The organism is Microcoleus sp. B13-B6, from assembly GCF_036705405.1.
In the GTDB taxonomy this organism is placed as follows: Bacteria; Cyanobacteriota; Cyanobacteriia; order Cyanobacteriales; family Microcoleaceae; genus Microcoleus.
In genome coordinates, this window is record NZ_JAUBUJ010000120.1 from 1 (window position 1) to 23649 (window position 23649).

A 23649-nucleotide genomic window follows, 5' to 3' on the forward strand; every position below is an offset into this window, starting at 1 on the left:
TCCCCCTTAACAAGGGAGACTTTGACAACTTCTTGCCCCCCCCTTATTAAGGGGGGCTGGGGGGGATCTCCGGGTTTACCACCAGATTCAGAGCCCCCTAAATCCCCCTTAACAAGGGAGACTTTGACAACTTCTTGCCCCCCCCTTATTAAGGGGGGCTGGGGGGGATCTCCGGGTTTACCACCAGATTCAGAGCCCCCTAAATCCCCCTTAACAAGGGAGACTTTGACAACTTCTTGCCCCCCCCTTATTAAGGGGGGCTGGGGGGGATCTCCGGGTTTGGAAACACTCCCTAAAGGGTACGGCGAGGGCGGGCACGGGGGCACCGCCCCTACGGTCGGAATATTATTTTATAGAGCTCATTACTTATCAGGAAACTTAGCACCAATTGATGCACTTTGTCAAGCTCTATCTGAGCGAAACTTAGTCCCCGTTCCCGTCTTTGTGTCTTCTTTGCGGGAACCAGATTTGCAAATAGAATTGCTGGAATATTTCCAACCTAAGGAATCAGAACCAATTCAATTATTGCTCAACACCACAAGTTTTGCAGTCTCCGGTTTCAGCAATCAAGAACCGGAACAAAACAGCTTAAAATCCTTAGACGTTCCCGTATTGCAAGCAATCTTCAGCGGTGGCGGTTTGGAACAGTGGGAAACGGAACTTCAGGGACTTTCGCCCCGCGATGTGGCGATGAATGTAGCATTGCCAGAAGTAGACGGAAAAATCATTACTAGGGCTGTTTCTTTTAAAGCCGTACAGACTTGGAACAGCGAATTAGAAACAGATGTAGTAGGCTATGTAGCAGCGGGCGATCGCATTTCATTTGTAGCAGATTTAACCGCGAATTGGGTGAAAATGAAACAAACCCCAGCCGCCAACAGACGCATCGCCATAATTCTGGCAAATTACCCCACTCGCAACGCCCGCTTAGCCAACGGGGTCGGCTTAGATACCCCCGCTAGCTGTGTCGAAATCCTCAAAGCTATGCAGCAAGCTGGCTATCAAATTGAAAACATCCCGGCTAGTGGCAACGAGTTAATTGAACTCCTGACTTCCGGCGTGACAAATGACCCCGAAGGACGCGAATTGCGGTCTGTTCATCAATCTTTGGATTTGGCAGAATATGAAGAATATTTTGCTAGTTTGCCGCAGGAAGTGCAAGATGGAATTTGTAAAAGATGGGGGCTTCCGGGAAGCTATGCACAAGATTTTATAAGTAACAATAGGTCTTTTCCGATTCCGGGAATTCATTTCGGTAATGTATTTGTAGGAATTCAACCATCGCGGGGATACGAACTTGACCCCGCGTTAAATTATCATGCCCCAGACTTAGAACCAACTCACAATTATCTAGCTTACTATTATTGGTTGCGAGAAAAATTGGGAATTGACGCTATAATTCATGCTGGAAAACACGGCAACTTAGAATGGCTTCCCGGTAAAAGTATAGCCTTGTCTAACAAATGTTATCCAGAAGTAGCATTAGGCGCGATGCCGAATTTTTATCCCTTCATTGTCAACGATCCGGGGGAAGGTTCCCAAGCAAAAAGACGATCGCAAGCTGTGATTATCGACCACCTGACACCGCCGATGACTCGCGCCGAACTCTACGGGCCTTTGCAGCAGTTGGAAACCTTAATTGATGAGTATTGCGAAGCCCAAAGTTTAGATCCGTCCAGATTGCCCATGATTCGCGATCGCATTCTCGCCCTCACCAACAAAGAAAACTTAGATAAAGACTTAGGAATACAACTCAATAAATCGGAATTTACAGAATTTATCACCCGCACAGATGGCTATCTTTGCGAACTTAAAGAATCCCAAATTCGCGACGGATTGCACATTTTCGGGCAGTGTCCCGAAGGTAGACAGTTGAGAGATTTGATAATTGCGATCGCCCGCCATCCCACCAACGGGCGATCGGGCTTAACCCGCGCCCTAGCAGAAGACTCAGGCTACGATTTCGACCCCTTAACCTGCGATCCAATGTCGATAATTCAGCACCGCACAGCAGGCGATTTAACAGCAGAACTCGAAGAAAAAGCCGCTGAATTAGTAGATAAATTAATCGAAAACATCCGCGTTAATCCGCGTTCATCTGCGGTTAAAGACATCCAAATAGGAGAAGCAACCCAACAAGAATTAAACTGGATAAATAACTATCTTTTACCATCACTCCTCCAAACAAACCAAGAAATTACCAACCTTTTGCGCGGACTAGATGGGCGGCACATACCAAGCGGGGCATCGGGCGCGCCCACTCGCGGCAGACCTGATGTATTGCCCACTGGTCGCAATTTTTACTCAGTAGATATTCGCGCCATTCCCACAGAAACCGCCTGGAGAGTTGGCAGAGTTGCTGCTGAAACTTTAATCGAAAGATACACCCAAGAAAACGGCGAATATCCGAAAACTTTGGGTTTGTCAGTGTGGGGAACATCCACCATGCGGACGGGGGGTGACGACATCGCCGAAGCCTTGGCGCTGATAGGAGTTCAACCAGTTTGGGATGGCCCTTCGCGCCGGGTTGTAGATTTTGAAATCTTGCCAATTTCTGTTTTGGGGCGGCCGCGAGTTGATGTTACTTTGCGAATTTCTGGCTTTTTCCGCGATGCTTTTTTTAATTTAATTGATTTGTTTGATAGTGCGGTAAAAGCTGTGGCAGATTTAGACGAATCGGCAGAAGACAACCCCTTAGCAGCACAAGTTAAGGAAGAGATTTTGTATTGGGAATCTACAGGTTTGAGTCAGGAAGAGGCGCAAGGGCGATCGCAATTTCGAGTGTTTGGCTCAAAACCAGGTGCTTACGGCGCAGGACTTCAAGGCATAATTGAAGCTCAAAACTGGACAGATGACAGCGATTTAGCAAAAGCTTACATTAATTGGAGTAGTTACGCCTATACAAGTACCCCCCCAACCCCCCCTTATCAAGGGGCGGCTAAATCTAATTCCTCTCCTTTACAACCAGAGAATACCCCCCCAACCCCCCCTTATCAAGGGGGGGCTCAATCTACTTCCTCTCCTTTACAACCAGGGGATACCCCCCCAACCCCCCCTTACCAAGGGGGGGCTAAATCCAACTCTTGTCCCCCCCCTTTACAAGGGGGGGCTAGGGGGGGTGAATTAAGTTCTGAGGCCAAATCCAACTCTTGTCCCCCCCCTTTACAAGGGGGGGTTAGGGGGGGTGAATGGGGATGTTCTGCACCCGAAGCATTTGAACAACGCCTCGGTCAAATGCAAATAGTTCTGCAAAACCAAGACAACCGCGAACACGACATCCTCGACTCGGACGATTATTATCAATTCCAAGGCGGGATGACGGCCGCAATCCGCAATTTGCAAGGCAAAAATCCTGAAACCTATTTCGGAGATAATTCCATTCCTGAGAATCCCAAAGTGCGGCAACTGCGAGAAGAAATTGCGCGGGTTTATCGCAGCAGGGCTGTGAATCCCAAATGGATAGAAGGTGCGATGCGACACGGTTATAAAGGCGCTTTTGAAATAGCAGCAACTGTAGATTTTTTGTTTGCTTACGATGCTACGGCAAATTGTGTAGAGGATTTTATGTATGAAGGAATCGCAGAGGCTTACATTTTTGATGAGAAAGTGCAGGCATTTATTCAAGAAAACAATCCTTGGGCACTGCGAGATATGGCGGAAAGATTGCTAGAAGCTCGTCAGCGGGGGTTGTGGCAGAGTGCGAACCAGGATACATTGGATAAATTGAGGTCGATCGCCCTGCAAGCCGAAGCAGTCATCGAATCCCATACTGGTTTCTAGTCTGAACGGAGAAATGATAGAATTTAGTTAATATGCGAGGAATCCATGTTGCGCGATCTCACCATCCAAAATTATCGCTGTTTTAAAGATTTTCATATCGACGAGTTAGCTAGGGTTAATCTGATAGTTGGTCAGAACAATAGCGGTAAAACTACTTTTTTGGAAGCCATTTATTTATTAGTCCAACAACAGAGTATTCAAGCTTTGTTTGATGTACTAAATGGCCGTGGCGAAATGAGCAACATAAAAACTCAACTTGCATCGGGCCAAGCAGTAAACCGCAGCAAGTATCAATTTGAACATATTTTTTACGGACATCAACTAACCCCAGATCGAAGTATTTACATTCAATCCCAGAAAGAAGAACAACTCTCACTCAAAATCCAAGCAAACCCTACAAACCAACAAGAGGTAATTCCGGTAGCTGAAGAACTAGAAACAAGATTTTTAGCATGGGAATTAATTGCTTACTACAATCAAAATTCCCGAGTCAAAATTTCACTGCTGCGCGATGCGACTATTGCTAATATTAGTAGTTTACTTTCGGTTCAATCAACAGAGATACATGATAACTCTTTGTCGCTTGTTGGAGCCAGCAAAGATAATTATAATTTAATCAAAACTACGGCAATAACTTTTAACAAAATGGCTGGGCTTTGGGATGCTATTACACTGACACCAAAAGAAGAAAGCGTAGTAGCAGCAATGCAAATCTTAGAACCAGATGTAGAACGTATTAGTTTTACCAGTAATCCCACTAATAACAGTGGTATTTTGATTAAAATTAGAGGACAGAATCACCCAATTCCTCTAGGCAGTATGGGAGATGGTATGCAACGAATTCTTAGTATAGCAATGGTAGCAGTCTCATCAGAGAATGGTTTTTTGTTGGTTGATGAAATTGATACAGGTCTTTACTATCAAACCCAAACTGATATGTGGCGATTGATATTTGAAACAGCACAGCGATTGAACGTTCAAGTCTTTGCAACTACCCACAGTTGGGATTGTATAGCCGCATTTCAAGAAGCCTTAGAACAGTCAGAAGATAGTTCTGTTGGCAAATTATTTCGCTTGAGTCGGCGCGGTGAGGATATTCGTGCAGTTGAATACACTCCCGATGAATTGTCCGTTGCAGTGCGCCAAAGTATCGAGGTGCGCTGATGCCAAAAGCACGAAAACCTCCTCAATCAAAACCTCAACAGTTATTGGTAGAAGGTAAGAATGACCGACACGTAATCTGGGCTTTGTGCCAGCAATATCAACTGCCAGAAACATTTTCCGTCGAAGTACCGCAAGAAGACGGTACAGAAGGAATTGAAGCGCTGCTAAATGGCTTGCCAGAAAGATTGAAAGCAGAGAATTTACGCACGTTGGGAATTGTGGTTGATGCCGATCGCAATTTAAGTGGGCGGTGGCAATCTCTTAAAGATAAACTGAGTTCGATCGGCTATCGAGACATCCCGCAATCTCCCCCTCCCGAAGGCTGGGTTTGCACACCTTCAGATCCATACTTGCCTCGCGTCGGAGTTTGGTTGATGCCAAACAATCAACTTCCTGGAATGTTAGAAGATTTTGTCGCCTATCTCATCCCTCCTGGCGACACCCTGCATCCGAAAGCAGAAGCAATTTTACAAGAGATCGAACAAGCCGGACTTAACCGCTACACTTTAACTCATCATCCCAAAGCGCTAATCCACACTTGGCTGGCATGGCAGAAAACGCCTGCAATGCCGATGGGACAAGCAATAACAGCGCAGGTGCTCAGGTGCGATTGCCCGATCGCCTTAATTTTTATTGAATGGTTAAAACATCTGTTTGAGCTAATTGCTCGATCCGCCGAATAATGAGTAATATCTAGTAATGTTTCGCGATCGCTGAAAGCTTTATGATTCGCCGCTACATTGCTAGCATCAGCACCAGCATCCTCAAACGTACCTGCGCCGCAGCCGCTGTATTAGCCGTAACTTTGGGATGTTCGTCAACGAAGCCACCCAACACCGCAGGGCCATCGGGTTCGATCGAATCCACAGTCCTAGCGCAGTCGCCAACGTCTCTGTTAGCTCAAAACCCCAACAAAACCAGAAAATCCCTCAGCGTTCCCTCATGCCCCCAAAACGATGCCTTCACGGAGTCAGTTAACTTTGCCACCCAAGCTTCTAATTTGGCTCAATCAGCCAATTCAAAAGAAGACTGGGACGAAGTAGCCGCCCTGTGGGTGCAGGCCGTCGCCTGGATGCAAGCCGTTCCCCCCGGCAGTCCCAGGCGGGCTTTTGCGGAGAAAAAAGTGGTGGAGTACATGAGAAACCTGGTTTATTCCCAACAGCAAGCGGGCGCAAACGGATCGCAAGCCAGTACAGTCAGCTTCAGCAGCGATTTACTCAACGAACAACTCGAACTTTACCTATCCTACGTTGCTGCCGTCGGGCCACCAGATGTTTTGATTGTCGGCAGTTCCCGCGCATTGCAGGGCGTAGATCCCAAACAGCTAAAACAATCTTTGGCCCAAAGGGGCCGTCCGGGCTTAAAAGTATTTAACTTTTCAGTCAACGGTGCAACTGCACAAGTAGTTGACTTTCAACTGCGGCGGCTTTTGAAGCCGGATCATTTGCCTCAAATGATTGTCTGGGCGGATGGTGTGCGCGCATTTAACAGCGGCCGGGACGATCGCACTTTTAATTCGATCGTCGATTCTGAAGGCAGCCAACTTATAGCCGCAGGCGTTCGCCCCGAACTGCCGTCGGATGAACCGAATGTGATTCCCCAGTGTTACAGATTCCCGCAGCCCTGCGCTAAAAATACTTTCCGCAAAGCATGGGCATCTGTCGATCGACCTTTCACGGGCGGGCAAGACGCGCACCCCCTACTCCCCACAATCAAATTCCTATCTAGTGGAACGGGCATCTTGCCCGTTGCTAACACCCAACCCCTACTCCTCACAATCAAATCCCTCTCTAGTGGAACGGGCATCTTGCCCGTTGCTAACACCCAACCCCTACTCCCCAAAATCAAATTCCTATCTAGTGGAACGGGCATCTTGCCCGTTGCTAACACCCAACCCCTACTCCCCACAATCAAATTCCTATCTAGTGGAACGGGCATCTTGCCCGTTGCTGAGAAGGCTGCAAAATATGAGTTAAAACCGATCGCAGCAGATGCAGCAACCCAAAAAGCACAAGTGATTCCAGTCTCGCGACGCACAACAGTAGCCATCCGACAACTCAACCAATTGGCAGATTCGATCGACTCCAACGGATTCATGGCTATGTCGGGCAAGTACAATCCCAACACTTATTATCGAGAACGCGCTTACGTTTCAGGCCAGTACGATCGCGACTACGAAAACTTCAACCTCGGAGGCAAACAAGCAACTGCCTTTAATTCAGTTGTAGCATTTACCAAAGCTCGCAAAATTCCCCTGATTTTCGTCAATTTGCCCCTCACCGACGACTACTTAGACGGAACTCGCCTGCGGGCAGAACAGCAGTTCCGGCAGCGAATGCAGCAACTCTCGCGGCAAAAAGGCTTCGCTTTCCGCGACTTGTCGCAGCGGTGGCCTGGCCGCAACGACTATTTTTTGGACCCCAGCCACCTCAACCGCTTTGGGGCGAGCGCAGTTTCTAGCCTACTCGCTGCCGATTCCAGCATTATCTGGCCACGGCCCAAATCCAGCCGCAGCGACGGGTGAAGGAAGTTCGGCAACGGATTCTGTAACGGATGTAACGGATGTAACGGATGTAACGGATGTAACGGATGTCAGTCCGAGGGAAGTCGGAAGATGTGGAAATGCAGTCATAATAATATTTCTTATTCCCGGCTTTCTTTTTACCAGGCAAATCCTGGTAACACAGATCCACAGGCTCTGCCTCGCAATGCTCAAAAATAGTTTAAAATCTAACCTGATGTCCAAAACCAATTTGTGCGATCGAACATTTTAAGATATTTCGCTCAGCCTAAAATCTAACAATCCAAAATCCAAAATCGATAGATTGTGAGATCACTCTAAAATCTAACAATCCAAAATCCAAAATCGATAGATTGTGAGATCACTCTAAAATCTAACAATCCAAAATCTAAAATCTAAAATCTAAAATCGATAGGTTGTGCAACTAAAACAAGTAATTATCGCCCACAAAGCCAGAGATACCCTCAGCCAGCGGTGGGCAGAACAGTGTGCCCGCCAATTAGAAAGTCGCGGGTGTCAGGTTTTAATGGGGCCGAGTGGCCCCAAAGATAACCCGTATCCGGTGTTTTTAGCTTCTAGTAACAGCCCAATAGATTTAGCGGTGGTGCTCGGCGGCGACGGTACTGCCCTAGCTGCGGCGCGGAATTTGGCGGCTGACGGCATCCCGATTTTGGCAGCGAATGTGGGGGGACATCTGGGTTTTTTAACCGAGTCTTTTGATGATTTCCAAAATACTGAGGAGATTTGGGACAGACTTTCGGAAGACAGGTATGCTGTGCAGACGCGGATGATGTTGCAGGCAACAGTTTTTGAGGGAAACAGAAGCAATCTCGAACCCCAAAGCGATCGATTTTTGGCACTCAATGAAATGTGTGTCAAACCTGCTTCAGCCGATCGAATGCCGAGCTGTATTCTAGAAATGGAAGTTGACGGCGAAGTAGTCGATCAATATCAAGGCGACGGTTTAATTGTGGCAACTCCCACCGGTTCGACTTGCTACACCGCATCTGCCAACGGGCCGATAATGCACTCGGGAATGGAGGCGATCGCAGTTACTCCGATTTGCCCTTTGAGTTTATCCAGTCGGGCGATCGTCCTGCCGCCCGGTTCAGTCGTCAGCATTTGGCCTTTAGCAGATTACGAACTCAGTACCAAACTCTGGACAGACGGCATTTTGGGTACTGCAATTTGGCCAGGACAGCGCGTAGACGTGCGGAAGGCGGACTGCGAAGCCAAGTTTATCATTTTGCGGGAAAACTATTCTTATTTCAACACTTTGAGGGAAAAACTTCACTGGGCAGGAGCCCGAATTCGGTACAGCAACAATCACCGCAATTAATCCGAATCATCGACCATTAATCATTAATCTGTAGGGGCGGGTTTTACCAACAATATTTGCCTAAAATCAATAATCTCATAAACCCGCCCCCACAAGGCGATAAATCGCAATTTACATTTTTATGCTTCGAGCGAAAGAAAGGTTGATCTGGGTTATTAGTTGTGTGGGGGCGGGTTTATATAGATGGTTTGCGGTCATTAAATATTATTCGTAAAACCCGCCCCTACAGGATGCTATTTTACAGGCAAAACCCACCTTACCCAACCCATAATCTCTGTACTTTGTTAAGATCGCTCAATATCTTGACAAACAGCCTAATCTATGCAGATTTTCAAAAAATCAACCCGACCTTTCAACCCTCAAGATACATATCCCTGTCCCGTGTGCCGCACCGGTCAAATTTCCACCCTAGCACTGATGGACGCCCTAGCTTGCAACTTCTGCCAGCACATTTATACCGCCAGCGTTGAAAGACAATCGCTCCAAATGGCCGATCGCCAACCGCCCGTAACTTGGCACTGGAACGGCAAACAGTGGATAGGAGCCCACCTCGAAGGCGTAGAATTCGGATGGCCCTACTTGGCAGCGGCTTTGGGTCTAATATTCCTTCCCACTACCTTGCTGGGACTTTCAGCTTACTATTTTCCCCCGGTTCCCGGCAGCCGGTTGTCGTGGCTGCCCCTAGCTTGGACAGGCTTAGCTTTTTTGTCCCATTTAGGAATCGTGCTGTGGTTGATAGGTGAATTTTATCAATTCCCGGTAGTAACTTACTTCAGAGCTTGGGGGCGCAGGATAAGCCGGCGCTAGCTTAAATGCTCTCTAACAGCCGATCGTCCTCGGACTTTGCACCGACATCGATCCAGGTAAAATTAGAGGCGATCGCAAAATTCAATTCCCAATCAGCACTGAAGCAGCTATAATCGTTAGCTATTCTAAATAGTCAAAAGCAAACGCATTGCGATTTGTGAGGAGAGCGATGAACATACTTGGAATCTCGGCGTACTATCACGACAGCGCCGCAGCCTTAATTCGCGACGGAGAAATTATAGCAGCAGCGCAGGAAGAAAGATTTTCCCGCAAAAAGCATGACGCCAGATTCCCTAAGAATGCGATCGCTTATTGCTTGAAAGAAGCAAAAATAGATTTGCGGGAAGTCGATCGAATAGTTTTTTACGACAAACCTTTAGTCAAATTCGAGCGCCTTCTCGAAACCTATTTAGCCTACGCACCCCAAGGTTTTCGCTCTTTCCTAGCAGCCATGCCGATATGGCTCAAAGAAAAGCTTTACCTCAAAACCATGCTCAAAAGAGATCTGGCAGCAATAGCAAACTGCAAAACAAATAAACTGCCATCTCTGCTATTTACCGAACACCACCAATCCCACGCAGCATCGGCATTTTTCCCCAGCCCGTTTCAAAAAGCAGCCGTTTTGTGCCTCGACGGCGTGGGCGAGTGGGCCACAACCTCAGTTTGGTTGGGAGACGGGAACCAACTTACACCTCAGTGGGAAATCGATTTTCCCCACTCCTTGGGTTTGCTTTATTCAGCTTTCACCTATTACACCGGCTTCAAAGTCAACTCTGGTGAATACAAACTCATGGGTTTAGCTCCTTATGGCGAACCCAAGTATGTAGACAAGATTCTCAACTATTTAATCGACCTCAAAGATGACGGAACTTTCCGTTTGAACATGGATTATTTCAACTATACAGTTGGCTTAACCATGACAAACAAGAAGTTTGACGAACTGTTTGAAGGGCCGCCACGTCAAGCTGAAGGAAAATTGACTCAGCGAGAAATGGACATTGCAGCTTCCATTCAAGTTGTTACCGAAGAAGTTGTTTTGCGGCTTTGCAGAACAGTTAAAAAAGAATTGGATGTGGATTATCTTTGTCTTGCCGGCGGCGTTGCTCTCAACTGTGTTGCTAACGGCAGACTCTTGCGGGAAGGTATTTTCAAAGATATTTGGATTCAGCCTGCAGCGGGAGATGCTGGCGGTGCTTTGGGTGCGGCTTTGGCGATTTGGTATCAGTATTACGAACAAACTCGCACTGTGAGCGCGAACTCGACAGCAAATAGTATAGAATCCCTCAAAACTGAACTTATCACTACAAACGCAGCGGTTGAGGAGAGGACTGAAGTTCTCACTGCAAACCAAGCGGTGGCAACTGTGGCGAAGTCTGTTGCTCATTTAACTTGTCACGACAAAATGCGGGGCTCATATTTGGGGCCGAGGTTTACTGACGCAGAAATTCTCGAATATTTGGATGCTGTCAAAGCCAGCTATCACCGATTGGAGGATGCCGAATTAATGCCGCAGTTGGCGGAAATTTTGGAACAGGGAAATGTGGTGGGATGGTTCCAGGGGCGGATGGAATTTGGGCCGCGGGCTCTGGGCGGTCGATCGATCATTGGCGATCCCCGCAGTGCTAAAATGCAGTCCGTGATGAACCTGAAAATTAAATATCGGGAATCATTTCGACCTTTTGCGCCGTCAATCTTAGCCGAACGAGTTGCGGATTATTTCGAGATTGACCATTCCAGCCCTTATATGCTATTAGTAGCACCTGTCAAATCCAGTCTCCGCATTCCCATGACTGCGGAACAAGAGCAGTTGTTTGGCATTGAAAAGCTCAACATTCCGCGTTCCGAGATTCCGGCTGTCACCCACGTCGATTACTCGGCTCGCATCCAAACTGTTCACAAAGAAACCAATCCTCGCTACTATGACTTAATCAGCCATTTTGAAAAGCGATCGGGCTGTTCTATTGTGGTAAATACTTCTTTCAACGTCCGAGGCGAACCCATTGTTTGCACTCCAGAGGATGCTTACCGCTGTTTCATGCGAACCGAAATGGACTATCTGGTTTTGGAAAATTACTTGCTTCCCAAGTCCGAACAAATTCCTTGGAAACAAGATGATGCTTGGAAAAATGAATTTGAACTAGATTAGTCATTAGTCATTAGTCATTAGTCATTAGTCATTAGTTATTAGTTGGAACGAATAACTAATAACTAATTCCCCATTCCCCATTCCCCATTCCCCATTCCCCATTCCCCATTCCCCATTCCCCATTCCCCATTTCTAATGAGCGACGAAATTAAAAAACTAGACAAAAAAGGCTTGCGCGATTTCGGGCTGCTAATTGGCGGCTTGATTGCAGTGCTGTTCGGTTTAGCAGTACCTTTACTGCGGCGGCATTCTCTACCTTGGTGGCCTTGGGCAATCTGCGGGGTGATGGTGCTGCTAGCATTGGTGGCGCCGAAATCGCTTAATCCCGTTTATCACGGGTGGATGCGCTTTGGAATTATTCTTAACAAAATCGAAACGCCGATCGTCCTAGGGATAGTTTTTTACCTGATAGTTTGGCCGATGGGAGTTATTAAAAGCCTGTTGGGCGAAGATGCAATGCGGCGCAAACTCAATCCTAAAATGGATACTTACCGCGTCCCAAGTAAAGCAAGAACCAAAGTTAGTATGGAGCGTCCTTTTTAAGTGTTTGAAGCAACTTTAGATTTTATCAAAGATTTGTGGGCGTTTATGAAAGAACGCCAAAAGTATTGGCTGTTGCCCCTGATTGTGACTTTAGTCTTTTTGGGAGCTTTGATTGTATTGAGTCAGGGTTCTGTGATTGCTCCGTTTATTTACACCCTGTTTTGAAATAATGAGCAAGTTGAAAGATTTGGGTGTCAATTTGGGTTTGACACTCGGCGGTTTATTGATGGGGGTGGTAATTGGTGAAATTGGATTGCGAGTGGCTAAAGTTGAGGGCTATCCAAAAATAGGAGATTTCGCAGACTCGGCGCCAACTCGTTTTCACACTTCCGATCCGAATTTGGGCTGGAAGCTGAAACCTGATGTGTCGGGCGAGTGGAATGGGGAAGGTGGGAGTTTTGTGCAGGTGAATAGCGAGGGTTTGCGCGATCGGGAACATACAAAAGCAAAACCTCCAAATACTTTGCGCGTTGCGGTTTTGGGCGATTCTTTCACCGAAGCAATTCACGTACCTGTCGAACAAACTTTCTGGTCAAAATTGGAACGAAAGTTAGGCAACTGCGAAGCTGTTAAGGGACGCAAAAATGTTGAGGTAATTAATTTCGGGGTGCAGGGCTACGGTACTGCTCAAGAATTAATTATGCTGCGAAAAAAAGTGTGGGATTACAATCCTGATATTGTAATTCTTGCTTTTTTTATTGGCAATGATGTGATCAATAATTCTCCGAAACTGGAATACGATCGCTACCGACCATTTTTTGCTTATGATTCTAGTGGCAAGTTAGTACCGGATATGTCTTTTCGCAATCTGCCGCCGATCGATCGCAACGAAAGAGCAGTTTCCTTCGTAGACAGGATGCCCAATTGGCTCGTCAACAATTCGCGCATTTTGCAGGTTATTAAAAAAGTAGACTTAGAAAGGAAAAAGCGCGAGTTATCTGAGGATTTTACCACTTTAAGTACCCAAAACTTCAAGGAACCTCAGAATGCAGCTTGGCAAGAGGCTTGGAGGGTGACAGAGGGTTTGATTGTGACGATGCGGAATGAAGTCGTGCAGAAAAATGCTGATTTCTTGGTTGTGACGATCGGCGATCCGATGCAAGTTAGACCGGAGGCCCTGGTGCGAAAAGAATTTATGACAAAGAACAACATTCAGGATTTGTTTTATCCCGATAGGCGACTAAAAAAATTGGGCGCGCGCGAGGGTTTTCGGGTACTGAATTTATCCGAACAGATCCAAGGTTACACGGACAAATATCAAGTATGCGCCCACGGTTTTGAGAATTCTGTACCCTGTGGAGGTCACTGGAATGAACTCGGACATCGGCTGGCTAGTATCCTGATTAACCGAAATTTGTGCCAACAACTGAAGCAGTCTCAACTCCCCAAAAAACAACCGTAATCAGTCAAATTTCATGAAAGATTCAACTGCGCTGAAAAAAGGCAAAAATATATTAATTATAATCGCGGTTAATTTGGCGATCGCCTTTATTTGTCTGGAAGCTTTGTCGCTAGCTTTTTATTTTATCAACCAAAAGCAGTTTTTTTATACCCGAACTAAAGCCAAAGAAAAAGTAGTAGAAGATATTGAAAGGATCGGCATTAGACTTGATGAATCTATCGTAGAAAGACTGCACCCCCTTTTTGGGTATGTGCTAAAACAAGGTGCTTTCACTAATGAAAAATTAAAGTTAAAAGTCAACAAACAGGGTTTTTTTTCCCTCTACGAATATCCGGTTGTGAAAACCAATAAAAATCAAGTTATCATCGGAGTTTTTGGCGGTTCAGTTGCGAATAATTTTGCCGTTGCTGAATACGTAAATCGTCGATTGTCTAACAAATTGAAGACTTATCGAGAATTTGCCAACAAGGAAATTATTGTTTTAAATTTTGGCAACGGAGGCTACAAACAGCCGCAACAATTGTTAATTTTAAATTACTTTTTGGCTTTGGGTCAAGAGTTAGATATAGTCATCAATATTGACGGTTTTAACGAAGTAGCACTGTCAAATTTAAACAACAAAGCCCAAGTTGAAATAGGAATGCCCAGCGTTCAGCACATACAGCCGTTAACAGGTTTAGCGAGCAATAACTTGTCGCCAGAAGTGATGAGTTCCATAGTGAAAATTAACGAAACAAAAAAACAATTGAAAGCAGGTATTGACAAATTGCAAACTTGTCAACTTGCTTTGTGTCACGCTGTCACCTCGCTACAGGTGAAACAATTAGTCAACAATTACCAGCAAGCAGTGCTCAAGTACGATTCGCAAGTTAAACCATCCAACCCAGACACGGCAAATAGCAGTATAGTGTACATTCCCAAAGCTGACTCTGTTTTGCAGGATGCCGCTGCTTTTGACAAAATGGCATCAATGTGGTACCAATCGTCGATCGGGATGAATCAAATTTTATCAAGTAGAAAGATTAAGTATTTTCACTTTATCCAGCCCAACCAGTATTATCCTACTAAGCGAGCGTTTACCGCCAAGGAAAAGGAAATCGCGATTAACACAGAGAGTCCCTACATTGAAGGGGTGAAAAAAGGTTATCCGGTATTGTTGTCTAAAGTCGATGATTTGCAAAAAGCTGGGGTTAATGTTTTTAGCGCAGTGAATATTTTAGATAATACAAAAGAGACGGTTTACAAAGATGCCTGCTGCCACTATAATTCAGTCGGAGACGAAGTATTGGCAAACTATGTTTCTAGTTCAATTATTAAAGTAGTAAGAGAGTCGAAATAAAAGTTTATGAAAGATTTAAAATTCCTCAAAAACGGACAAGAAGTTCTCAAGATAACTTTGATTAACTTAGCGCTTTTACTGGTTTTCCTGGAACTCGGTTCCTTGGGATGGTATTTTGTCAAGCACAAGCAATTTTTCTATACTAGAGAAAAAGTGCAAGATAAGTCGGATTTAGGAATAAATTTAGAAGGAGTGCGGCTGAATCAGTCTATTGTGGAAAGATTTCATCCTTTTTTTGGGTTTATTCAAAAACCCAGCCGCGATTTTCGACCGGGTTTTAAAGTCAATAATTATGGGTTTATTTCTCCTTACGATTACCCTCTCAAAAAAACTAAAAATAATCAGTTTTTTATAGGAGTTTTTGGCGGTTCTGTGGCTTCTGATTATGCAATATTTCAAGTTCAGAATCAAATTTTACCTAAATACCTCAAACAGTTGCCCGGTTTAAAAGATAAAGAATTTGTAATTTTGTCTTTTGCAACGGGAGGCTACAAACAGCCGCAGCAATTATTAATTTTAAACTACTTTTTGGCTTTAGGTCAAGAATTAGATATGGTCGTCAATATAGATGGCTTTAATGAAGTAGCACTTTCTAACTTAAACAATAAAAATCACGTCGATTTGGCGATGCCAAGCATTCAGCATATTTTGCCACTGGCTAACTTCGCGAATAATAGCCTTTCTACTAAGGCTATGGAAGCAACTCTCAGAATTCAAGAAAATAAAACTAGGATTAATCAGGGTTTGGAACGTTTACAAAACTGCTCTTTAGCTGCGTGCGATGCTTTGACTTCTGTTTACGTTCAACATCTAGTAAATAACTATAAAGCAGATGTTCTTAAGTTTGAAGAAGAACAGACTAAACAACAAAAAGATGACAGTAGCAGCGTTATTTATATCAATACTAATAAGGCGGTTTTACCGGATTCAGTAGCTTTTGAAAAAATGGCATGGAATTGGGCAAAAAGTTCAATTTTTATGCACAAAGTGCTGTCAGCTAGTAATGTGCCTTATTTTCATGTTCTTCAGCCTAATCAATATTATCAGACGAAAAGGGTGTTTGGTGAAGCCGAAAAGAAGATTGCTTTTAACAAGGAGACTCCTTATGCTAAATCTGTAGAAATTGGATATCCGGCTCTTTTCAAAAAGTTTCCTAATTTGGAAAAAAATAATATTAATATATTGAATGGTGTAAATGTATTTGATGGGACTAAAGATGCTGTTTATGTAGATAGCTGCTGTCATTACAATAAAGCTGGGGAAGTAATTTTTAGTGATTATGTGGGCCGTTCTATTCTGGAAGCTTTGCGGAAGGAGGAAAGAAAAAAGAAGAATTGATATTATGTCTGGTTGATTCGTTATTGTACAATTTGCGAACTCGTAGGAGCGGGTAAACCTGCCAATATATAACGATAACCAACAATATATAAAAACCCGCCCCACTCACCAATAATTCACATCAACCTGATATTTATATTTAATTCCTAAATGTAGGTGATGATTTATCGTTGGGTGGGGGCGGGTTTTTGAGATTGTTTGTTTCCGGCGATGAGGGTTGGTGAACCCGCCCCTACGGGTATTATGTCGATGGATTAAAATTACATGGTTTTTAGTTTTGGGTTTTTGGCTGGCTGGGGGAGCGATCGCCCGCTGAGTCGATCGGCATTACCAAGACTTTATCAACTCGGTTCCCGTCCATATCGACTACTTCCACGCGCAAACCGTTCCACTCAAAATGCTCGGCTGCTGTGGGAATTTTGCCCAAATTTGTAATCACAAAACCGCCCATTGTGTGGTAACTTCCTTTGTGTTCTGCTGACAATTCTTCGATTCCAAATATCTCAAAAAAATCTTCGACTGCTAGCATTCCGTCTAACAGCCAAGAACCGTCTTCGCGCTGCACGGCTTCCGGCTCGTCAGCATCTTCAATCGAGGGAAAGTCGCCAACGAGTTCGACTAAAATGTCGTTGACTGTAACCAATCCTTGAATGACGCCGTATTCGTCTACTACCAAGGCAATTTGATTGCTAGATTGTTTGAAAAGTTCTAATACTTTTAAACCCCGCGTGCTTTCCGGTACAAATAACGGTCGTCGTAAAGAAGCGCTTAAATCTAGGGGTTGACCAGTTAAAGTCCGAGACAGCATATCAGTAACGTGTACTAAACCTACAACGTTGTCGAGCCCTCCCTGACACACGGGAAACCGAGAATGACCGCTGCCGAGCATTTTTTGGCGGTTTTCTTCTACTGAGTCGTCGAGGTCAAGCCAGGTAAGATCGGGACGCGGGGTCATTAAGGCGCTGACTCGCCGATCGCCCAAACGAAAGACTCTTTCTACCATGTCTTGTTCGGCTTCTTCAAAGGTTCCGGCTTCGGTTCCTTGCTCGATTAAAACTTTAATTTCCTCTTCTGTAACTTGCGGTTCTGTCGAGGGCGATATCCTCATCAGCCGCATCACTAAGTCAGTGGAATGACTTAACAAATAAACCGCAGGAGCGCCAATTTTTGAGAGCATTCGCATGGGAATTGCTACGCTTGAGGCGATCGGCTCCGGGTTGTTGAGCGCTAGCCGCTTCGGCACAAGTTCGCCGATAATTAAGGTCAGATAAGTGATGGTTAAAACTGCTACTACTGAGGCGATCGTCTGAGAATAGGGCGCGAGGGCAGGGATCAGGCGCAACAAAGGCTCTACTCTTCTAGAAATCGTCGTTTCTCCGAAAGCGCCCGACAGAATGGCCAGCATCGTAATCCCGATTTGAACTGTCGGCAAGAACTGATTGGGGGCATTAGCCAGATCCAAGGCTACGCGGGCATTGGCTGAACCTTGGTTGGCCATCTGTTGCAGTCTCACCTTCCGTACAGAGATGATGGCCATCTCTGACATCACAAACAAGCCATTGAGGAAAATTAGCAGGAGAACAATCAGAATATCGGTACTTGGGGACATTTCTAAAATTTTCGGTAGTAACGGCGAAGCGCTGTGCCCGGTTAGTCGATTTTAGATTTTAGATTTTAGATTTTAGATTGACGACGCCGCCAGTATCTGGGGGATTTCCCTAATGTCTAAAATTCTTCGATCTTCACAACTTGAGTACGTGGCAGGGTATCCGTCTTTGGGTGCAGTCACCAAAAAACTGGGTCTGAAGCCCCGTCCTTATAGGACGGCTTTACATTGAATTAAATCCCCTTTCGGGGTCGGAGAGGGAATTTTATGCAACCTCTCCGATTTTTGGGGAATGGTTGCCCCAAACTCCCATTTCTGGGGTAAAGTTAGCTTCGACAAAGTTATAAAGGCTTGCGCCGGCTAGCAGCACTGTCGAGCGTGACCTTAAGACTGTTTAACCACTAGCGACAGAGCAAGGGACTAGCTTCGCATCAAGCGGGTGTCGTGACCTAAATAACATAGCTATTTAAAGCTTAGTCTGGTCAGAATGGCCTGTTAGATTTCTCTTTCAAGCCTCACGCCTGATAGCTGAGGTTTCTGACAGGAGAGGTCTGGAAGCTGCAAATCTCGATCGCAAAATCGAAATTTTTTCTAAACCTGTCACTAGATTAACGGAACTGGCTCGATCGCGATCGCAGGATCGACATATTAAAGCAGAAATCTATCTCCAGTTAAGTTCCAAGGCGTCAACAGCAGAGCGGCACAATCATGAATGTTTGTCGTACAATCTCCTTAACAGGCCAAGGGAAAGAGCCTTCGCCGATCAGGGATTAAAATTAAAAGCGCATGACTTTCTCTTCAATAATTCGTACCCTGGGGCGATCGCCCCTAGCCACAGAACTCCTCAACAAGCTCAAGCGCCATCGCTGCTTGCAACTCAACGGCATCGCCCGGTTGCCCAAAGGTTTAGTAGCTTCCGCCCTCGCACAACAAGAAGGGCGGAGTTTACTGGTAGTGACGGCCACTCTAGAAGAAGCGGGCCGCTGGGTGGCAGGGCTGGAGGCTATGGGCTGGCAGACTGTGCATTTTTACCCAACTTCGGAGGCTTCGCCCTACGAGCTATCTTACTCCGACGAGAACGAAATGACTTGGGGACAAATGCAGGTGCTGGCGGATTTGGTCGAGAAACGAGAAACAAACGCTAATTCTAAGCCGATCGCGATTGTAGCTACCGAAAGAGCTCTCCAGTCTCACTTGCCGCCACCTGCTGCTTTTGAACCCTACTGTCTGACGCTGAAGCGAGGTGCGGTTCAAGACTCGAAGATACTTGACCGCCAACTGGTGTCGATGGGGTACGATCGAGTGACTCTGGTAGAAATGGAGGGCCAGTGGAGTCGCCGGGGCGATATTGTCGATGTATTTCCGGTAGCGGCTGAGTTGCCAGTGCGGCTGGAATGGTTTGGGGATGATTTGGAGCAAATTCGGGAGTTTGACCCGTCTTCCCAGCGATCGCTCGATAAGGTCGATCGGTTGGTGTTAACTCCTACTAATTTTAACACAATTATTAAAGCAGTTTTATCTGAAAAAAAGGTTGACGAAATCAACCACATAGGCTCTGTTGACACAGAAAATGAACCCGAAAATGAAGCGGAAAAATTTGTCCGCAGGTTGTTGGGTTTAGCGTTCGAGCAACCTGCATCTTTGTTAGATTATTTGCCAGAAAATACTTTAGTTGTTATTGACGAACCCCAAGGGTGCGAAGCTCACAGCGACCGCTGGTATGAGAATGCACAGGAACAGTGGAATAATTGCAATCGGGAATCTGTTGTTGCTGGTGAGGCAACAGAAAAATTGCCAATTGCTAATTTGAAAGTTCCAAAAATTCACCGCACGTTTGCTGAATCGATGGCAGATGTCGCAGCTTTCGAGCGGCTAGAACTTTCTGAATTGGCAGAAGATTCTACAGCTAAAAAAATTCAAAGCTCTGCGGAGGGCGACCAGCTACCGTCTGCGATTAATTTGGCTTCTCGGCCTGTGCCGGTGATGCCTCACCAATTTGCGAAGCTGTCTCAAATGCTCAGGGAAGAGCGCGATCGGGGTTTTACCATTTTTCTGGTTTCGGCTCAACCGAGCCGATCGGTTTCTCTGCTGTCGGAACACGACTGTCCGGCTCAGTTTGTGGTGAATCCGCGCGATTATTTGGCGATCGATAAGTTGCAATTGCAGCACATTCCGGTTGCTTTGAAGTACAGCGGGCTGGCAGAATTGGAAGGTTTTATTCTGCCGACTTTTCGGATTGTGTTAATTACCGATCGGGAATTTTACGGTCAGCATTCTCTCGCTACTTTTAGCTACGTCCGCAAGCGCCGTCGCGCTGCTTCTAAGCAAGTAGATCCGAATAAATTAAGCCCAGGTGATTATGTGGTTCACCGCCAGCACGGAGTGGGCAAATTTATCAAGTTGGAACGTTTGACGATCGATCGAGAAACTCGCGAATATTTATTGATTCAATACGCTGACGGTACTCTGAGGGTGGCGGCAGATCAATTGGGCGCTTTGTCCAGGTTTCGGACTGTAGGCGATAAAGTACCGGATCTAAACAAGCTGACAGGTCAAACTTGGGAAAAAACTAAAACTAAGGTTCGCAAAGCTGTTAAGAAATTGGCAGTGGATTTGCTGAATCTTTATGCTAAAAGAGCTAAACAAACAGGTTACGCTTTTCCTCCTGATATGCCTTGGCAACAAGAATTGGAGGATTCTTTTCCTTACCAGCCAACCCCGGATCAGTTGAAGGCAACTCAGGATGTCAAACGCGATATGGAGGGCGATCGACCGATGGATCGCTTGGTCTGCGGCGATGTCGGTTTTGGTAAGACAGAAGTGGCTCTGAGAGCGATTTTTAAGGCGGTTACGGCGGGCAAGCAGGTGGCTTTGCTCGCGCCGACGACGATTTTGACCCAACAGCACTATCACACGCTCTCGGAGCGTTTTTCCCCTTATCCGATCGAAGTTGGTTTGCTCAATCGCTTTCGCACGGAAACCGAGCGCCGGGAGATTCACAAGCGTTTGGCGACTGGGGAATTAGATGTGATTGTCGGTACTCAAGCTGTTTTGAGCAAGGCGATTAAATTTCGGGATTTGGGCTTGTTGGTGGTGGATGAAGAACAGCGGTTTGGAGTTAAGCAAAAGGAAGCGATTAAATCTCTCAAAACAGAGGTAGATGTTCTGACTCTGACAGCAACGCCGATTCCCCGGACTTTGTATATGTCGCTGTCGGGGATTCGCGAGATGAGTTTGATTTCGACTCCGCCTCCCAGCCGACGCCCGATTCAGACGCATTTGGCTCCCTATAACCCGGAAGTGGTGCGATCGGCAATTCGTCAAGAATTGGATAGGGGCGGTCAGGTTTTTTACGTGGTGCCACGGATTGAGGGGATTGATGAGTTGGCCGTTCAGTTGCAGGAGATGGTTCCGTCTGCCAGAATTGCGATCGCCCACGGTCAAATGGAGGCGTCGGAACTAGAATCCATCATGCTGACTTTCAGCGCGGCGGAGTTTGATATTTTGGTGTGTACGACGATTATTGAGTCGGGTTTGGATATTCCGCGAGTCAATACCATTTTAATTGAAGACGCGCAGAAGTTTGGTTTGGGTCAGCTTTACCAGTTGCGGGGACGGGTGGGACGCGCGGGGATTCAAGCTCATGCTTGGCTGTTTTACCCCAAACAGAACCAACTGTCTGATGCTGCAAGGCAGAGGCTGCGGGCAATTCAAGAGTTCGCGCAGTTGGGTTCGGGCTATCAGTTGGCTGTCCGAGATATGGAAATTCGCGGTTCGGGTGATGTTTTGGGTACTGAACAATCTGGTCAAATGGAGGCGATCGGTTTTGATTTGTATGCTGAAATGTTAGAGGAGGCTATTCGGGAAATTAAGGGTCAGGAAATTCCGAAAGTGGAGGACGCGCAAATTGACCTCACTTTGACGGCGTTTATTCCTGCTGATTACATCGCAGATTTGGATCAAAAGATGAGCGCTTATCGGTCTGTGGCTTCTGCTAATAACTCAGAAGAGTTACAGCAGATTCAGGCTGATTGGTGCGATCGTTATGGGCCAATTCCTCTGCCAGCCCAGCAACTTATCCGTGTGGTCGAACTCAAACAAATTGCTAAAAAAATCGGTTTTTCTCGGATTAAGCCGGAGAATAAGCAGAACATAGTTTTGGAAACCGCTATGGAAGAGCCTGCTTGGAATTTACTCAAGGCTAATTTGCCGGAACATTTGCGCTCTCGTTTTGTCTACAGCAAGGGGAAGGTTACTATTCGGGGTATGGCGGTTTTGACGGCCCAAAAGCAATTGGATAATTTGATTGATTGGTTGGGTAAAATGCAGGGCGCTTTGCCAGAAGCAAATGTTTGATTTTAATATATAATCCCCAAATCTAGCGCACCGCCGAAACCATAGAATAATACTGATGGAACCAGAAAAAATATTACTGCTGTTTTCATGATGGTTTTAGCGACAGAAAGGATTAAAATCGTGAAAAAGTTAGTGAGTATTTTTTTGGCGATCGCGCTAATGCAAGGAGTCCCAATGGCGGTTCAATCTCAACAAATAATTGACCCGATCGATCGGGTTGTGAGTGCTGGATTGATGAATAAAGATGCCAGTGGCAATTTTAATGCTGATGGCCTTGTCAGTCGCGCCGATTTGGCGGTGATTTTAGTGAAAACTTTTGGTTTGGAACGCCGGAAAACCGCTCAGAAACCGGATAGGGAATTGCCGGACGTACCGAAGAGTTACTGGGCTTACAGTGCGATTCAAACTGCTTTGAAAACGGGAACGATGAGTGGATATCGCGACGGAATGTTTTTCCCAAATCAAAGGGTGACTCGCGCTGAAGCTTTGGCGATTTTTGCTCAGGCTTACGGGGTTTTTCAGTTTCCCGATCCCAGCATTTCCGAAATTTTAGCTAAGTATCCAGATGCAGGCGAAATTCCTAATTGGGCTAGAAAGTCTCTGGCTACTGCACTTTATGAAGGGTTTGTTAATGTTGATATCGCAACTAATAAGATTAATCCTTTGAAGCCGATGACTCGCGGGGATATCGCTTACGCTTTGAGCAAGTATTTGGAGCGGCAGGTAAGGCCCAGTTCTTTGCCTGTCCCGGACGAGGAGCCTCCCGATCGCGGCGTGGGAAGGTGAATTATTTTGAATTTTGGATTTTAAATTTTGGATTTTGGATTTAAAAATTATAGCCGTAGGGTGCGTCGCCATCAGCCATCTACTGAGAAACCTAAAAAATCTGATAGCGACGCACCCTACTGTCAACTTGAACCTTCGACCTTGAGATTAAGAGTCACCTGCTCTAACCAACTGAGCTATACTCCCGCATCTAGGCTCATAACATAGCTGATTGATTTTGTCAATACTTTTTCAAATTTAGTGCGATCGCCCTGACTCACCCCAAAAGTCTCTCAACGGAAACGCGAATGTCGGGAAATGCCAGCGGTATCACCCTTCCGGCGTCGATCATGAGCTCTGTCTCAAGCAATCACAACCATTTGAAGGCTGAGAGAAAAATACTTATTCAGAAAAATCGGATGCGGGAGTGTAGGGAAAACTGATACATTGATAGACGTAACTTTAAATAGGGCTTGCTGAATCAGTGAGAAAAGTAAACAGTGTATGGGTTTTCCGACCAAAAAAGTAGTAAGGGTGCAAGAA

General features: G+C 45.8%; 15 protein-coding genes. 14 read left to right on the forward strand and 1 reads right to left on the reverse strand.

Annotated elements, in window-relative coordinates; genetic code table 11:
- Nucleotides 1–123 precede the first annotated feature (123 nt).
- From cobN to QUB35_RS33985, 12 genes are all read left to right on the forward strand, one after another.
- Nucleotides 124–3780, forward strand: coding sequence for a cobaltochelatase subunit CobN (gene cobN / locus QUB35_RS33930; protein WP_445252131.1), 3657 nt, complete (start codon nt 124–126; stop codon nt 3778–3780).
- A 45-nt stretch (nt 3781–3825) separates the two neighbouring features.
- Nucleotides 3826–4944: an ATP-binding protein gene (locus QUB35_RS33935; RefSeq protein ID WP_333146625.1), complete on the forward strand. Its 1119-nt coding sequence runs from the start codon at nt 3826–3828 to the stop codon at nt 4942–4944.
- Nucleotides 4944–5627 (forward strand): DUF3226 domain-containing protein, encoded by a 684-nt coding sequence (locus QUB35_RS33940; RefSeq protein ID WP_333146626.1) that lies wholly within the window; start codon nt 4944–4946, stop codon nt 5625–5627. Before QUB35_RS33935 ends, QUB35_RS33940 begins: the two co-directional genes overlap by 1 nt.
- 41 nt (nt 5628–5668) lie before the next feature.
- Entirely contained in the window at nt 5669–7468 is a 1800-nt protein-coding gene (locus QUB35_RS33945; protein ID WP_333146628.1) for a hypothetical protein, read from the forward strand.
- A gap of 415 nt (nt 7469–7883) precedes the next feature.
- Nucleotides 7884–8804, forward strand: coding sequence for an NAD(+) kinase (locus QUB35_RS33950; protein WP_333146630.1), 921 nt, complete (start codon nt 7884–7886; stop codon nt 8802–8804).
- A 321-nt stretch (nt 8805–9125) separates the two neighbouring features.
- A complete protein-coding gene (locus tag QUB35_RS33955) occupies nt 9126–9611 on the forward strand; it encodes a hypothetical protein (RefSeq protein ID WP_333146632.1) in 486 nt (161 codons plus the stop codon).
- 169 nt (nt 9612–9780) lie between these two features.
- Nucleotides 9781–11757 (forward strand): carbamoyltransferase, encoded by a 1977-nt coding sequence (locus QUB35_RS33960; RefSeq protein ID WP_333146634.1) that lies wholly within the window; start codon nt 9781–9783, stop codon nt 11755–11757.
- A 135-nt stretch (nt 11758–11892) separates the two neighbouring features.
- On the forward strand, nt 11893–12300 hold the full coding sequence (locus QUB35_RS33965) for an SxtJ family membrane protein (protein ID WP_333146636.1): 408 nt from the start codon (nt 11893–11895) through the stop codon (nt 12298–12300).
- Nucleotides 12301–12465, forward strand: coding sequence for a DUF5989 family protein (locus QUB35_RS33970; protein ID WP_333127910.1), 165 nt, complete (start codon nt 12301–12303; stop codon nt 12463–12465).
- Nucleotides 12466–12469: 4 nt separating this feature from the next.
- A complete protein-coding gene (locus QUB35_RS33975; RefSeq protein ID WP_333146638.1) occupies nt 12470–13702 on the forward strand; it encodes an SGNH/GDSL hydrolase family protein in 1233 nt (410 codons plus the stop codon).
- Nucleotides 13703–13715: 13 nt separating this feature from the next.
- Nucleotides 13716–15041, forward strand: coding sequence for a hypothetical protein (locus QUB35_RS33980; RefSeq protein ID WP_333146640.1), 1326 nt, complete (start codon nt 13716–13718; stop codon nt 15039–15041).
- 6 nt (nt 15042–15047) lie between these two features.
- Nucleotides 15048–16379, forward strand: coding sequence for a hypothetical protein (locus QUB35_RS33985; RefSeq protein ID WP_333146642.1), 1332 nt, complete (start codon nt 15048–15050; stop codon nt 16377–16379).
- Between the two features lie 271 nt (nt 16380–16650).
- On the opposite strand, the gene QUB35_RS33990 is transcribed toward QUB35_RS33985, so the two are convergent.
- The gene (locus QUB35_RS33990) at nt 16651–17988 is read right to left on the reverse strand and encodes a hemolysin family protein (RefSeq protein WP_333146644.1); all 1338 of its coding nucleotides are present in this window, start codon (nt 17986–17988) and stop codon (nt 16651–16653) included.
- Between the two features lie 783 nt (nt 17989–18771).
- On the opposite strand from QUB35_RS33990, the gene mfd reads away from it, so the two are divergent.
- Nucleotides 18772–22341 (forward strand): transcription-repair coupling factor, encoded by a 3570-nt coding sequence (mfd, locus tag QUB35_RS33995; protein WP_333146646.1) that lies wholly within the window; start codon nt 18772–18774, stop codon nt 22339–22341.
- A gap of 120 nt (nt 22342–22461) precedes the next feature.
- Nucleotides 22462–23127, forward strand: coding sequence for an S-layer homology domain-containing protein (locus tag QUB35_RS34000; RefSeq protein WP_333146648.1), 666 nt, complete (start codon nt 22462–22464; stop codon nt 23125–23127).
- The last annotated feature ends 522 nt before the right edge of the window (nt 23128–23649 follow it).

Coding starts and splice junctions, on each gene's coding strand:
- QUB35_RS33935 (WP_333146625.1), top strand. CDS start 3,826: ATGTTGCGCGATCTCACCATCCAAAATTATCGCTGTTTTAAAGATTTT.
- QUB35_RS33940 (WP_333146626.1), top strand. CDS start 4,944: ATGCCAAAAGCACGAAAACCTCCTCAATCAAAACCTCAACAGTTATTG.
- QUB35_RS33945 (WP_333146628.1), top strand. CDS start 5,669: ATGATTCGCCGCTACATTGCTAGCATCAGCACCAGCATCCTCAAACGT.
- QUB35_RS33955 (WP_333146632.1), top strand. CDS start 9,126: ATGCAGATTTTCAAAAAATCAACCCGACCTTTCAACCCTCAAGATACA.
- QUB35_RS33960 (WP_333146634.1), top strand. CDS start 9,781: ATGAACATACTTGGAATCTCGGCGTACTATCACGACAGCGCCGCAGCC.
- QUB35_RS33965 (WP_333146636.1), top strand. CDS start 11,893: ATGAGCGACGAAATTAAAAAACTAGACAAAAAAGGCTTGCGCGATTTC.
- QUB35_RS33975 (WP_333146638.1), top strand. CDS start 12,470: ATGAGCAAGTTGAAAGATTTGGGTGTCAATTTGGGTTTGACACTCGGC.
- QUB35_RS33980 (WP_333146640.1), top strand. CDS start 13,716: ATGAAAGATTCAACTGCGCTGAAAAAAGGCAAAAATATATTAATTATA.
- QUB35_RS33985 (WP_333146642.1), top strand. CDS start 15,048: ATGAAAGATTTAAAATTCCTCAAAAACGGACAAGAAGTTCTCAAGATA.
- QUB35_RS33990 (WP_333146644.1), bottom strand. CDS start 17,988: ATGTCCCCAAGTACCGATATTCTGATTGTTCTCCTGCTAATTTTCCTC.
- mfd (WP_333146646.1), top strand. CDS start 18,772: ATGACTTTCTCTTCAATAATTCGTACCCTGGGGCGATCGCCCCTAGCC.